Origin of the sequence: Streptomyces sp. NPDC060194, assembly GCF_042728285.1 — a bacterium.
Classification (GTDB): Bacteria; Actinomycetota; Actinomycetes; order Streptomycetales; family Streptomycetaceae; genus Streptomyces.
In genome coordinates this window covers 1-12572 of the sequence record NZ_JBHWZH010000159.1, presented here as the reverse complement: position 1 = coordinate 12572, position 12572 = coordinate 1, and the positions used below count along the sequence as shown (strand labels likewise).

The 12572-nt window shown below is 75.0% G+C and carries 14 protein-coding genes; 12 read left to right on the top strand and 2 right to left on the bottom strand.

Going from position 1 to position 12572, the window contains the following annotated elements; genetic code table 11:
* Positions 1 to 37: 37 nt before the first annotated feature.
* Positions 38 to 1561, bottom strand: coding sequence for a catalase (locus ACFWEG_RS25205; protein WP_387219323.1), 1524 nt, complete (start codon positions 1559 to 1561; stop codon positions 38 to 40).
* Between the two features lie 266 nt (positions 1562 to 1827).
* Here ACFWEG_RS25205 and ACFWEG_RS25200 point away from each other — a divergent pair, with 266 nt between their 5' ends.
* From ACFWEG_RS25200 to ACFWEG_RS25180, 5 genes are all read left to right on the top strand, one after another.
* On the top strand, positions 1828 to 2862 hold the full coding sequence (locus ACFWEG_RS25200; RefSeq protein ID WP_387219321.1) for a DNA topoisomerase IB: 1035 nt from the start codon (positions 1828 to 1830) through the stop codon (positions 2860 to 2862).
* A 111-nt stretch (positions 2863 to 2973) separates the two neighbouring features.
* The gene (dps, locus tag ACFWEG_RS25195) at positions 2974 to 3531 is read left to right on the top strand and encodes a DNA starvation/stationary phase protection protein Dps (protein WP_387219319.1); all 558 of its coding nucleotides are present in this window, start codon (positions 2974 to 2976) and stop codon (positions 3529 to 3531) included.
* A gap of 136 nt (positions 3532 to 3667) precedes the next feature.
* A complete protein-coding gene (locus ACFWEG_RS25190) occupies positions 3668 to 4873 on the top strand; it encodes a glycosyltransferase (RefSeq protein WP_387219317.1) in 1206 nt (401 codons plus the stop codon).
* A 46-nt stretch (positions 4874 to 4919) separates the two neighbouring features.
* Entirely contained in the window at positions 4920 to 5963 is a 1044-nt protein-coding gene (locus ACFWEG_RS25185) for an NAD-dependent epimerase/dehydratase family protein (protein ID WP_387219315.1), read from the top strand.
* Positions 5960 to 7258, top strand: coding sequence for a D-arabinono-1,4-lactone oxidase (locus ACFWEG_RS25180; RefSeq protein WP_387219313.1), 1299 nt, complete (start codon positions 5960 to 5962; stop codon positions 7256 to 7258). Before ACFWEG_RS25185 ends, ACFWEG_RS25180 begins: the two co-directional genes overlap by 4 nt.
* Before the next feature lie 7 nt (positions 7259 to 7265).
* Here ACFWEG_RS25180 and ACFWEG_RS25175 read toward each other — a convergent pair whose 3' ends face one another.
* Positions 7266 to 8036 carry a hypothetical protein gene (locus ACFWEG_RS25175; RefSeq protein WP_387219325.1) on the bottom strand — a complete coding sequence of 257 codons (771 nt, stop codon included), beginning with the start codon at positions 8034 to 8036 and terminating at the stop codon, positions 7266 to 7268.
* 208 nt (positions 8037 to 8244) lie between these two features.
* Here ACFWEG_RS25175 and ACFWEG_RS25170 point away from each other — a divergent pair, with 208 nt between their 5' ends.
* From ACFWEG_RS25170 to ACFWEG_RS25140, 7 genes are all read left to right on the top strand, one after another.
* Complete coding sequence (locus ACFWEG_RS25170) at positions 8245 to 9498, top strand: threonine/serine exporter family protein (RefSeq protein WP_387219311.1); 1254 nt, start codon at positions 8245 to 8247, stop codon at positions 9496 to 9498.
* 66 nt (positions 9499 to 9564) lie between these two features.
* Positions 9565 to 9939 carry a hypothetical protein gene (locus ACFWEG_RS25165; RefSeq protein ID WP_387219308.1) on the top strand — a complete coding sequence of 125 codons (375 nt, stop codon included), beginning with the start codon at positions 9565 to 9567 and terminating at the stop codon, positions 9937 to 9939.
* Positions 9940 to 10064: 125 nt separating this feature from the next.
* Positions 10065 to 10331 (top strand): DUF5133 domain-containing protein, encoded by a 267-nt coding sequence (locus ACFWEG_RS25160; protein ID WP_387219305.1) that lies wholly within the window; start codon positions 10065 to 10067, stop codon positions 10329 to 10331.
* A 209-nt stretch (positions 10332 to 10540) separates the two neighbouring features.
* Positions 10541 to 11080 carry a GNAT family N-acetyltransferase gene (locus ACFWEG_RS25155; protein WP_387219303.1) on the top strand — a complete coding sequence of 180 codons (540 nt, stop codon included), beginning with the start codon at positions 10541 to 10543 and terminating at the stop codon, positions 11078 to 11080.
* A gap of 48 nt (positions 11081 to 11128) precedes the next feature.
* Positions 11129 to 11413, top strand: coding sequence for a hypothetical protein (locus tag ACFWEG_RS25150; protein ID WP_387219301.1), 285 nt, complete (start codon positions 11129 to 11131; stop codon positions 11411 to 11413).
* Positions 11414 to 11474: 61 nt separating this feature from the next.
* On the top strand, positions 11475 to 11801 hold the full coding sequence (locus ACFWEG_RS25145) for a hypothetical protein (RefSeq protein ID WP_387219299.1): 327 nt from the start codon (positions 11475 to 11477) through the stop codon (positions 11799 to 11801).
* Between the two features lie 108 nt (positions 11802 to 11909).
* Positions 11910 to 12476, top strand: coding sequence for a snapalysin family zinc-dependent metalloprotease (locus ACFWEG_RS25140; RefSeq protein WP_387219296.1), 567 nt, complete (start codon positions 11910 to 11912; stop codon positions 12474 to 12476).
* Positions 12477 to 12572: the final 96 nt, after the last annotated feature.

Sequence of the window (12572 nt, the reverse complement as noted above, 5' to 3'; positions counted from 1 at the left end):
GTCTGATGTGTATACGAGCGAGCCTCCGACACTGCCGTCAGGCCTTGGCCTGCATGGAGGTGCGGGCCGGGTTGGACTGGTCGGCGGCCTTGGGGTCCTTCTCGGCGGCCTTGGCGCGGACGCCCTGCTCGATGCGTTCGCCGATGGTCTTGTCGATGTTCGACCAGTAGGCGAAGGCGCGCTGGAGGACGGGCTCGGTGACGCCGTTCAGCAGGTGGCCGACGACGTTGTCGACGAGGCGGTCGCGTCCCGCGTCGTCGAAGACCTCGCGGACGAGGGTGCCGGCCTGCCCCCAGTCGTCGTCCTCGGCGTGCGAGACGTACGCGGCGCGGGTGATCTCGCCGTCGGCGTGCCAGCTCGGCGGCGAGCCGTAGCGCTCGGTGTCCGCCGCCGGGCCGCCCTTGGAGTTCGGCGCGTACACCGGGTCGGTGGTCTTGCGGTACGCCATCGCCCCGTCCTTGGAGTACGTGTGCAGCGGCGCGACGGGGGCGTTGACCGGCAGCTGCTGGTAGTTGCCGCCGATCCGGTAGCGGTGGGCGTCCGCGTACGAGAAGAGGCGGGCGAGCAGCATCCGGTCGGGGCTCGGCCCGATCCCGGGCACGAAGTTGTTCGGCTGGAACGCCGCCTGCTCGATCTCGGCGTGGTTGTCCGTGGGGTTGCGGTCGAGCGTCATCCGCCCGACCTCGTGCAGCGGGTAGTCGCCGTGCGGCCACACCTTGGTCAGGTCGAAGGGGTTGAACCGGTAGGAGGCGGCCTCCTCGTACGGCATGACCTGCACGTACAGCGTCCAGCTCGGGTACTCGCCGTCGCGGATGTGCTCGAAGAGGTCCCGCGTGTGGTAGTCCGTGTCGACCGCGGCCATCTGGTCGGCCTCGTCCTGGGTGAACGTCTCCACACCCTGGTCGGTCTTGAAGTGGTACTTCACCCAGAACCGCTCGCCCTCGGCGTTGATCCACATGTAGGTGTGCGAGGTGTAGCCGTTCATGTGCCGCCAGGACCGCGGGATGCCGCGGTCGCCCATCAGCCAGGTGACCTGGTGGGCGGACTCCGGGGAGAGCGTCCAGAAGTCCCACTGCATGTCGTGGTCGCGCAGGTTGTTGTCCGCGCGGCGCTTCTGGGACCGGATGAAGTGCTGGAACTTCATCGGGTCCTTGATGAAGAACACGGGGGTGTTGTTGCCCACCATGTCGTAGTTGCCCTCGGTGGTGTAGAACTTCACCGCGAAGCCGCGCGGGTCGCGCCAGGTGTCCGGGCTGCCGCGCTCCCCGGCGACGGTCGAGAACCGCGTGACCAGCTCCGTCCGCGTCCCCGGCTGGAAGAGCGCCGCCTTCGTGAAGCGGCTGACGTCCGCGGTCACCTCGAAGTGGCCGAACGCGCCGCTGCCCTTCGCGTGGGGCTGGCGCTCGGGGATCCGCTCCCGGTTGAACTGCGCCATCTGCTCGATCAGGTACGCGTCCTGCAGCAGGATCGGTCCGCCCGGGCCGACGGTGAGCGAGTGCTCGTCGCTCTCCACCGGGGCGCCGGAGTCGGTGGTGGTCGGTCGGCGGTCGGTGTCGGTCATGAGGGTCCGTCCTCCCGGATGTGCGGTGGGTCCGTCGTACGCGCGACCGCGCCGCGGCCGTCGCGTGGGACCGGTCTCGGCGCTGCGCGTAACCACTGTCGAGGGTGCCAAACCCGAACGCGCCCCGCACTTCGCGCCCGCAAACCGGCGACAGCCGTTCGACCCGCCGCCCGAACGGGGAACGCCGTCCTCCCCGCGTCGCCGCCGCCCGCACCCCGCGTGATACTCGGCAGAGCCAGCAGGCCGGCCGAGGGGTGTGAGCAGACGTGCGACTGCGTTACGTGAAGGCGGGGAGCCGCGGCTACCGGCGGGAGAGGCGCGGACGGGGGTTCTCCTACGTCGACGACCACGGCGTACGGCTGGCCGACGCGGCCGAGCTGGGCCGGATCAAGGAGCTCGTCATCCCGCCCGCCTGGTCCGACGTGTGGGTCAGCGCCTACCCCAACGCCCACCTCCAGGCGGCCGGCACCGACGCCGCCGGCCGGCGGCAGTACCTCTACCACGAGCGGTTCCGCGCCGAGCAGGACGCCGCCAAGCACGAGCACGTCCTCGACGTCGCCCGCGCCCTGCCCGCCCTGCGCGAGCGCGTCGAGAGCGACCTCCACCGCCGCGGCCTGGACCGCCTGCGGGTCCTCGCCGCCGGGGCCCGCCTGCTCGACCTGGGGTTCTTCCGCATCGGCGGCGAGGCCTACGCCCGCGAGAACCAGACGTACGGGCTCACCACGCTGCTGCGCAGCCACATCGCCTGCTCGAAGGGGCGGGTGGACATCACCTACGTCGGCAAGAGCGGCAAGGAGTGGGACCGGGCCGTCGTCGACCCGCCGACCTGCGCGACCCTCACCGCGCTGCGCCGCCGCAAGGGCACCGACGAGCGGCTGTTCGTCTACTGGGACCGCAAGGCGTGGCACGAGGTCCGCGCGGCCGAGCTGAACGCGTACCTGAACGACGCGGCCGGCGTCGAGATCAGCGCGAAGGACTTCCGCACCTGGCACGCCACCGTCCTCGCCGCGGTCGCCCTCGCGGTGTCGACGCAGGCCGTGGACGCCGTGCGGACCCGCCGGACGGCGGTCTCCCGGGCCGTGAAGGAGGTCGCGCACTACATGGGCAACACCCCCACCGTCTGCCGGGCCTCCTACATCAACCCCCGGGTCATCGAGCTCTACGAGGAGGGGATCACCATCGCCCCGCACCTGACCGACCTGGGCGCGGAGGCGGAGTGGGGTCTTCCGGCCACCCACGGGGCGGTCGAGCAGGACGTCATCCGCCTGCTGACCAGGCCGGACGCCCAGCGGAAGCGGTGACGGAAAACCGTCCTTCTCACCCCGATGGGTGGAAACAGGTGCGATGTTCCGATCCGTGGGAACACTGAGGCGGCAACCCGACGTCGGACCAGACAAGGCGGCACCCGCATCATGGCTTCCGGAAACACCCCCCGCTACACCGTCCCCGGCCTCACCGTCGAGCAGGGCGCGAACCTGATCGACGTGCTGCAGCTGCGGCTGCACGCGCTGAACGACCTGCACCTCACCCTCAAGCACATCCACTGGAACGTGGTCGGCCCGCACTTCGTCGCCGTCCACGAGATGCTCGACCCGCAGGTCGACCGGGTGCGCGAGATGGCCGACGACGTCGCCGAGCGCATCGCCGCGCTCGGCGGGGTCGCCCTCGGCACCCCCGGCGCGCTGGTCTCCTCGCGCAAGTGGGAGGACTACAGCATCGGCCGCGCGGACGCGATCGCCCACCTGGGCGCACTCGACGTCGTCTACACCGGCGTCGTGGAGAGCGTCCGCAAGGCGATCGAGACGGTCGGCGAGATCGACCCCGCCACCGAGGACCTCATGATCGAGCAGCTGCGCGACCTGGAGCACTTCCAGTGGTTCGTCCGCGCCCACCTGGAGACCGCCGGCGGCAACCTCCGCACGGCCGACGAGTCGACGGAGGAGGGCGCGGCGCGCCGCGCGACGCAGTAACCCGCGCACGGCGGCCCGCATGCCCGGCCGCCGGCATCCGGAGGGGCCGCGGCACCTTTGCCGCGGCCTTCGGCCGTTCCGGCCCGGCCGACACGCCCGGGTCGCCGTCCCCGGCCCCGGGGCCTAGCGTGACGGGGTGGAAACCAACGTCGCCGCAGCTCAGGACGGTGCCGGTGGTCGTGTGCTGCTCGTGCACGACCGGCTCGGGCACCCCTTCCCCGTCGGCCTGAGCCACGAGCTGGCCCGCCGGGGGCGCAGCGTCACGCACCTGTACGGGGCCGACGGGCCGGGGCCGCGGGGCGATCTGCGCGAGCGGCCGGGAGGCGCGCGGCTGCGGGCCGTGGGCGAGCACGACGAGCAGGCCGGTCCGCGTGATCCATCCGGACCCGGCCCGGCGTCGTACGCGGCCGCCGTACGCCGCGCGTGCCTGCGGGCCGCGGGGGAGTGGCGCGCCGACGGGGCCGGCGGGCGGGTGACGCTGCTCTCCGCGAACGCCCGGCCGCAGGTGCAGGCGGCGCTCCTGGCCACCGCCCGCGCACAGGGGTGGCGGTACGTGTACTGGCTGCAGGACGTGTACGGGGCCGCCCCGGCCGCCGACCCGCGGACCGCCGCGTGCGAGAGCGACACCCTGCGCGGCAGCGACCACGTCGTCGCGGTGACCGACGGCTTCGCCGGGGCCGCGTACGCGCGTGGCGTCCCGCGCGAGCGGGTGAGCGTGATCCCCAACTGGGCGGCCGAGGAGACCGGCGGGAACGGGGCTGCCGCCCACTGGGAGCCCGCCGCCCGGTTCGCGGCCGCCGGCGACCCGGTCCTGCTGTACGCGGGCACGCTCGACGACCGCCACGCCCCCGGCCTCCTCGCCGACCTCGCCGCGCTCTGCGCGCGCGAAGGCCTGGGGCAGGTCGTCGTGGTCAGCCAGGGCAGCGGGCGCGAGCTGCTCGAGCGCCGCCGCGGCGCCGAGGACCTGACCCGGCTCACCCTGCTCGACGTGCGCCCGTACGCGGAGGTGCCGGCCATGCTCGCCGCGGCCGACGTCCTGCTCGTCACCCTCGCCCACGACGCCGCGCACGTCTCCGCCCCCTCGAAGCTGCTCGCGTGCCTCGCGGCCGGCCGCTGCGTGCTCGCCGCCGCGCCCCCGGGCTCGGAGAGCGCGCGCGTCCTGACCGCATCCGGCGGCGGCCTCCTCGCCGACCCGGCCGACCCCGCCGCCGTCACGGCGGCCGCGCTCCGGCTGCTGCGCGATCCGGCGCTGCGGGCCTCCCTCGGCCGGGCGGGACACGCCTGGGCGCGGGACGCCTTCGACGTGCGGGCGGTCGCCGACCGCTTCACCGCGGTGCTGTGACAGCCCGACGCCGCTGAACACCGTTGACCAGAAAGGGAGTTCACCCATGGCGATACGCGCCCCCTCGCAGGACGGAACCGTCCTGGTCGCCGGCGCCGGAGGGTTCATCGGCGGCCACCTCGTCGCCCGACTGCTCGCCGAGGGCCGCGACGTCCGGGCCGTCGACGTCAAACCCCTCGACGCCTGGCACCAGTTGCACCCCGCGGCCCGCAACGTCCGCTCCGACCTGGCGCTGCGCGAGGAGTGCCTGCGCGCGGCGGCGGGTGTGCGGGAGGTGTACAACCTTGCCGCGGACATGGGCGGCATCGGCTTCATCGAGAACAACCGCGCCGCCTGCATGCTCTCCGTGCTGATCAACACCCATCTGCTGCTCGCCGCCCGCGAGCACGGCGCCGCCCGCTACTTCTACGCCTCCTCCGCCTGCGTCTACCCCGCCTACCGGCAGGACGACGCCCGCGTCACGCCCCTGCGCGAGGACATGGCCTGCCCCGCCCAGCCCGAGGACGGCTACGGCTGGGAGAAGCTGTTCTCCGAGCGGATGTGCCGCCACTTCGCCGAGGACTTCGGCATGACCCTGCGCGTCGCCCGCTTCCACAACGTCTACGGCCCGCACGGCTCGTGGGACGACGGCCGCGAGAAGGCCCCCGCGGCGCTCTGCCGCAAGGTGGCGCGCGCGGTCCGGGACGGCGCGGACGCCGTCGAGGTGTGGGGCGACGGCTCGCGGACCCGGTCGTTCATGTACGTCGACGACTGCGTCGAGGGCATCCGGCGGATCATGGACGGAGACGTCGCCGAACCGCTGAACCTGGGCACGGCCGAACTGGTCACCGTCGAACGACTCGCCCGCCTCGTGCAGGAGGTCGCGGGGGTGCGGCTCCGGCACCGGTACGACCTCACCGCGCCGCAAGGAGTCCACGGACGCAACAGCGACAACACGCTGATCCGCTCGGCGCTCGGCTGGGAGCCGGGCATCCCGCTGGCACAGGGGCTCGTCCCCACCTACGCGTGGATCGCGGAGCAGGTGGCGCAGGCGGATCCGGTCGTACGGCGGCCGGCGGCCGTCAAGGCGGCCGCGGTGCGCCGCAGATGAGCCGCGCGTGGCGGAACTGGGGCCGCTCGGCGCGCTGTTCGCCCGCGCTGCGGGTCGTGGCGCGCGACGAGGACCACGTGGTCGACCTCGTCCGCGCCGCACGGGAGCGGGGTGTACCCGTGCGCGCGGTCGGAGCGGGGCACTCGTTCGCCCCGCTCGTGAGCACGACCGGACTGCTGCTCGACACACGGCAGTTGACGGGGCCCGAGGCCGCGGAGGAACCGGCCGCGGAGGACTGCCCGGGCTTCGGCGCGGGCACCACCCTCGGCGAGCTCGGCGAAACCCTCCACCGCCGCGGACTGACCGTCGGCGGTCTCGCGACCACGACCGCGCCGACGCTCGCGGGCGCGATCGCCACCGGCACCCACGGCGGCGGACGCCACGCCTCGCTCTCCGCGCAGGTCGCGGGCGTCCGGGTGGTCACCGGCACGGGCGACGTGCTCGACGTCGGCGCGGCCGACCCCCGGCTCGACGCCCTGCGGCTGTCCCTGGGCGTGCTCGGCGTCGTCACGCGGGTCGCCCTGCGCTGCGTGCCGGACGGGGTGCTCTGCCGCCACGAGCGCACCGCCCCCCTCGACGCCCTGACGGCGGACCCGGAGGGCTGGGCGCGGTCGGCCGAGCACGTGTCGGCGTTCTGGTTCCCCTGGCAGGACGTCGTCCTCGTCCGCACCTGGCACGTCCACGGCCCCGGCTGCCGCCCCGCCGCGCCCGCCCCCGTCGCGCGCCCGGGCCCGGCGGCCCGCGCGGGACTGCGGGCGGCGGCGTCCCGACTGCCGCTCCCCGCGCCCGTCGCCCGGATCGCCGCGGCACCCGGCCGGCCGCGGCCGGGCCCGCCCCTGCGGGCGCCCGCGCACCGCGCCGCCGTGTTCCCGCAGCGCCGCCGGTTCGCGGCGCTCGAGTACGCCGTCGCCCTGGACCGGCTGCCGGAGGCCGTCGCGGGGCTGCGGGCGGCGCTGGCGGCGACCGGCTTCGTCAGCCCGCTGCCGGTGGAGCTGCGGCCGGGCCCGGCCGAACCGACCTGGCTCGGGCCCGCCCACGGCCGCCCGACGGCCTGGATCAACCTGGCGGCCCCGCGCGCCCCCGGGCGCACCGGATGGCTGCGCGCGGCCGAGCGGGTCCTCGCCGGTATCGGCGGCCGCCCGCACTGGGCCAAACTGCACGGCCTGGACGCGGCCGCGCTGCGCGACCGCTACCCGCGCTGGGACGACTTCGCCGCCGTCCGCGCGACCCTCGACCCCGACGGGGTGTTCCTGTCCCCCTGCACCCGCCGGCTCCTGGCCGCCCGGGACGGCTGACGCTCGACTAGCGCCGCACGGCCGGGCGTTCGTCGATCTGGTCCATCCGCGCCAGTGCCTCCTGGAAGCTCGCCGGGGAGACCCGCACCCCGCTGCCGAAGGGCTGGTTGAGCTGCAGGACGATCCAGATGCCCGACGCGAACAGGGCGCACAGCACGCCCAGGCACGCGGTGGCGCGGACGCCGGAGGGCCAGCCCGCCAGCAGGAAGTAGAGCGGCGCGACCACCGCCGTCACGACGAGGAAGGCGACCAGGATGCCCGGGAGCCGGTCCGCCGCTGCCGCCAGCCGGTGCCTGCGCTGCTCGTAGACGGTGTTCACCGCCTGGCGCACGTCGTCGCGCGCCCGCGGGCTGCCGCTGTCGACGCCGTAGGTCAGGGAGTTCAGGCCGTCGAGGCGCTCCCAGGCCTCGCGCGAGGCCTTGTCGCGGGCCAGCTCGGGCCACTCGTCGTCGATCACCGTGTCCGCGTAGGCGCGCACCGCGCCGCGCACCTCGCGCCGCTCGGCCGGATCGAGCTGCCCGGCCGCGAGGTACGCCTGCCGCAGTGCGGCGGCCTCGGCCTCCGCGTCGGCCCGCGCGCCACCCAGGCTCGAAGTGGCGCTCACGATCAGGAACGCGATGGTCAGGACGTACAGCGACGCGACCGTGCCGCACGAGGCCGCGAGGAGGGGCAGCCCGTCGGCGCTCCCGCGCGGGCCGACGAACCGGTGCCAGAGCCGGGCGGCCGCCGCCCCGCACAGGAAGGCGGCGACCACGACGAGCGCCCCGTAGACCCACATCTCCACTCCGATCCCGTCGCTCCACCGGCGGCGATTATCACCGTCCGCGACCGGATCGCCCCGCACGGCTCGGCCATCCGGCCCCCTCCGGCGTCCCGCCCGGGCCCGGTGGCGGCGGTGCGCGCCGAGGGGTGGATATAACGGACACCGCCACGGCGGGCCGCACGGTCCCTGGGATCCACCGCACCGGAGAAGGGGGCCCCGATCGATGCCCGCACTGGATGACGACGTCCTCCCCGTCCGGGAGGGCGGGCACGAGCGGCTGGTGGGTTTCCTGAGCCGGCTGACGGAGCTGCAGCTCACGTGCAGCGCCGAGGGCGCGGAGGACATCGACGAGTCGGTGATGGCGGCGGCGCGGGAGTTCGGCGGCGCGGCGACGCTGCTGCTCGTGCCCGAGCGGGCGACGCTGTCGGTGTCCTCCGAGGGGCGCACCACGACCGTCAACGTGCGCGGGTTCCCGGAGATCTTCCGCATGGACCAGGTCGCCGCCCTGAAGCCGCTGCTCGGCGACGTCGAGGCCGGACGGGTCGGGCTCGACGAGGCGGACCGGCGGCTCGTCGCGATCATGGAGTCGCGGCCGCCGTACCCGTGGTGGCTGAAGTTCCTCGGCATCGTGCTCTTCTCGGTCGGCTTCGCGCCGCTCGTGCAGGCCACCTGGTACGAGCTGGGCAGCACCGCCGTGCTCGCCGCGGTCTCCGGCGGGCTCGCCGTCGCCGCGAACCGCTCGCCCCGGTTCACCCTGGTCCTGCCGCTGGTCGCCGCGACGGCCGTCGCGCTGGTCGCGGCCGCGGTCTTCGCCCGCGATCCGGGGTACGGCGGACCGGTGCTGCTCATGCTGCCGGCGCTGTTCTACTTCATCCCCGGCGACTACCTGAGCGCCGCCGCGGCCGAACTCGCCGCCGGGCACGTCACCACCGGGGCGATCCGGCTGGTGTACTCGATCTTCCTGCTCGTCCAGCTCTACCTCGGCGTACTGCTCGGCCTCGCGCTCGCCGACCGGGAACCCGACGTGCTCTTCGACACCGCCGCGCCGCCCGAACTGCCGGTGTGGGTCCTGGTGGTGAGTTGGATCCCGTTCACCGTCGGCAGCATGCTCGCCTTCGCGATCCCGCTGCGGTACCTGCCGCAACTGCTGCTGCTCGTCTACCTCACCGTCGGGGTGCAGACCTTCCTCACCCACCACGTCGGGGAGGCCGGCGCCGCCTTCGCCGCCGCGACCGTCCTCGGCGCGGCGGCGAGCTGGGCCGCCCGCCACCCCGCGCAGCCGCCGCGGGTCCTCCTGCTGCTCCCCGGCTTCTTCACCCTCACCGTCGGCTCGCTCGGCCTGCGCGGCCTCACCGCCCTCGCCGGCGGCTACTCCGCGCAGGGCTTCAAGGACCTCACCGAGATGGTCACCGTCGTCACCGCCATCGCCGCGGGCATCTTCCTCGGGTCCGTCCTCACCGAACGGAAGCCCCTCTGAGCGGGCCCGACACCCCTGCGTCGCGCGGGCGTTGCGGCCGCGGTGGCGGTCCGGGACGCTAGGGTCATGGCCAAGTCCCTCGGCGTGCTCGCGTTCGTGGTGCCCGGTCTGCTCCTCGTCGCCACCGGGTTCCGGTGGCGGGGCAGGGCGATCGGCCCGTGGTCGGCGGAACGGGCGGCGCGGGCGGAACGGCGGTCACGGGCACGGCAGTTGCTGCGGTCGGCCGACATGGCCATCGCGGCGGCGCGGCGGGAGGCCGGGCGCGGCGAGCCGGTGATCGTCACCGTGGACGACGTCCTCGACGTCGCGCTGCGGCACTACGGCCGCGCCCACCTCACCCGCGACGAGGCCGCGGAGGCGCTGCGGCGGCGGTACGAGGCGGCGGGGTGCCGCGCGGACTGCGTGACCGACGCGTTCGGACAGGGCGCCACCCGGCCGTGAAAGCCGCATCCTCCGCACACGCGCACGAGGTCGGGCGCGGTGTGTCGTAGGTCACGAAATGGACACGGCGTGGCATGGCTCCGGCTGCAGCGGACATGTAGTCAGAGGACAAGGGAGAAAACGCCATGCTCAAGCCTCACGCCGCCACGCTGCGCGCTCTGTTGGCCCGCTACGCCGATGCCCGGATCGCCCACCACCGGCAGCCCACCGACCTCACCGCCCGCGCTGTCGAGGACGTCGTCTACACCCTGTGCGTCACCACCGCGACCCGGACGATCGAGGAGGCCGTCGAGGCCGCCGACGCCGTCCTGGCCGCAGCGCAGAGCACCACGCCGCAGGCCGTGCCCGCGCCCCGCGGCACCACGGACGAGGCGCCGGAACTGGCGGCCTGACCGAGTCCCGGCCCCGCACGGGGCCGGCACCCAGCGGCCCCCCGGCCCGCGCGCGAGAGAGCACCGTCACCTCGGCGCCCGCGGACCGGGGGGCCGCTCGGCGTCCGCCGGACGGGGCGGACGGATGCGGGGCGGGCGCGTGATCCCCGGCGGACCTCGGCGGCCGCGTGGTACCCCTTGGCTCCGCCACTTCGGCCGAGGAGCCCCCTGTGATCACCTGGCGCCGCCTGCGCGAGTCCGACTTCCCGCTGCTCCGCACCTGGTTGGCGCAGCCGCACGTCGCCCGGTGGTGGTGCCACGAGACGACGGCCGAGGCGGTGGCCCGGGACTTCGGGGCCGCGGCGCGGGGCGAGGAGCCGTCGGAGGACCTGCTGGTGTCGGTCGACGGCGAGCCGGTCGCGCTGGTGCAGCGCTCGCGGTTCGCCGACTACCCGCAGGAGTGGGCGGAGCTGGTGGGCCAGGTCGAGCTGCCGGAGGGGACGGCGACCGTCGACTACCTCGTCGGCGACCCCGGCCGGGTGGGCCGCGGGCTCGGACCGCGGATCATCCGCGCGGTGGTGGCCGCGACCTGGACGGACCACCCGGACGTGACGGCCGTGATCGTCCCCGTCCACGCCGGGAACCGGCCGTCCTGGCGGGCCCTGGAGAAGGCCGGCCTGCACCGGGTCGGCGAGGCCTCCCTGGAGCCGGACAACCCGGTCGACGACCGCGCGCACTACGTCTACCGCACGGACCGGCCCGCGCTCTGACGGCCGCGGCGGGGGGCGTTGTCAGTGCCGGATGCCATGCTTCGGACCATGGACGAGCGGCACATGGACGAGCAGATCTTGCGGGGCCGGGTCTACGGGGCGGACCACGACGACCCCGACCCCGGTCCCCGGCCGGGGCGCGCGTACGTCGAGCTGGTCGGGGGCCCGCTCGACGGCCTGCTCCTGGACGTCACCGACTGGAGCCCGGACCGCCTGCGGGAGGGCGCCGAGCTGGCCACCGAGATAGGCCGCTACGGCCCCGGCGGCCGGGCGCAGTACGCGCCGCGCGCCGGCACGCCCCGCCGCTTCGACTGGCAGGGCGACACCCGCTGAGGCTGGGCCGTACGGAGGCGCTGGCGCGTCGTCCGGCGGGCCGCCGGGGAGGAGTGCCGGTGTGACGGAACCCGAGCGCACCCCCGACGGCCACCACGTCCTGATCAAGGGCCGCCGCTGGCGGGCCACCGACCCGGCCGTTCCGGCGGACGCCGCGGACCGGTTGCGGCACCACCTCATGGCCGCCCGCCGCGCGGTCGGCGCGGCCCTGCGCGCCGGGGACGAGGCCGCCGAGCGGGCCGCCCGCGCCCGCGTGCACGCGGCGAAGACGGCGCTGGGGGAGCGCGGGCAGCCGCCCTGGTGGGAGCAGGACGAGGCGCAGCGCCGGGAGCGCTGGACGGCGGGGCTGGCCCGGCTCGACGCCGAGGAGGGGGGCGAGGAGGCGTGAGCACCGGGCGGTCGGTGCGGGCCGATTGACGGATTCAGCCCCTTGCGCCGCACGCCCGCAGCCTCCAGCGTGTCATGAGCACGCAATCCCCCCACCTGGAGGCATGCCATGTCCTTCCGCACCGTCCCGCGCGCCCTGGCCGCCGCGGTGATGCTGACCTCCGCCCTCGCCGGCGGTCAGGCGTACGCGGCCCCGTCCCCCGCAGCGGACCGCGCCACCGCGCTCGCCCCCCGCGTCGTCACCTACGACGCGGGCGCGTCCGCGGAGTTCCGCACCGCCGTCGACCGCGGCGCGGCGATCTGGAACGAGAGCGTCGACGGCGTCGAGCTGCGGCCCGTCGCGACCGGTCAGCGCGCCAACATCCGCGTCATCGCCGACAACGGGTGGCCGCGCGCCCAGACCACATCCCTCGGCAACGGCACCGTCTGGATCGGCCGGCAGGCCGTGAACGAGGGCTACAACACCGTCCGCATCTCGTCCCACGAGTTCGGCCACATCCTCGGCCTCCCGGACCGCAAGCCCGGTCCCTGCTCCAGCCTGATGTCCGGCTCCAGTGCGGGCGTCGGGTGCACCAACCCGTTCCCCGACGCGACGGAGAAGTCGCGCGTCGAACGCAACTTCGGCGCGGCGCTCGCGGGGGCGGGGGCGTCGCGCGAGGCGAGTTACGTCGGCTGACGGCGGTCGGCCGTGACGGCGGCCGGTCGTGTCACCGACCGGCCGTACGGCCGCCGGTCGTGACGGCGGGGCGGGCGGGTCGCGGTTGCTGCGGCC

Bases quoted from the DNA above. Each gene is read 5' to 3' on its own strand.
- ACFWEG_RS25205 (WP_387219323.1), bottom strand. From the start codon at position 1,561: ATGACCGACACCGACCGCCGACCGACCACCACCGACTCCGGCGCCCCG.
- dps (WP_387219319.1), top strand. From the start codon at position 2,974: ATGGCTTCCGGAAACACCCCCCGCTACACCGTCCCCGGCCTCACCGTC.
- ACFWEG_RS25185 (WP_387219315.1), top strand. From the start codon at position 4,920: ATGGCGATACGCGCCCCCTCGCAGGACGGAACCGTCCTGGTCGCCGGC.
- ACFWEG_RS25180 (WP_387219313.1), top strand. From the start codon at position 5,960: ATGAGCCGCGCGTGGCGGAACTGGGGCCGCTCGGCGCGCTGTTCGCCC.
- ACFWEG_RS25175 (WP_387219325.1), bottom strand. From the start codon at position 8,036: ATGTGGGTCTACGGGGCGCTCGTCGTGGTCGCCGCCTTCCTGTGCGGG.
- ACFWEG_RS25170 (WP_387219311.1), top strand. From the start codon at position 8,245: ATGCCCGCACTGGATGACGACGTCCTCCCCGTCCGGGAGGGCGGGCAC.
- ACFWEG_RS25165 (WP_387219308.1), top strand. From the start codon at position 9,565: ATGGCCAAGTCCCTCGGCGTGCTCGCGTTCGTGGTGCCCGGTCTGCTC.
- ACFWEG_RS25160 (WP_387219305.1), top strand. From the start codon at position 10,065: ATGCTCAAGCCTCACGCCGCCACGCTGCGCGCTCTGTTGGCCCGCTAC.
- ACFWEG_RS25150 (WP_387219301.1), top strand. From the start codon at position 11,129: ATGGACGAGCGGCACATGGACGAGCAGATCTTGCGGGGCCGGGTCTAC.
- ACFWEG_RS25140 (WP_387219296.1), top strand. From the start codon at position 11,910: ATGTCCTTCCGCACCGTCCCGCGCGCCCTGGCCGCCGCGGTGATGCTG.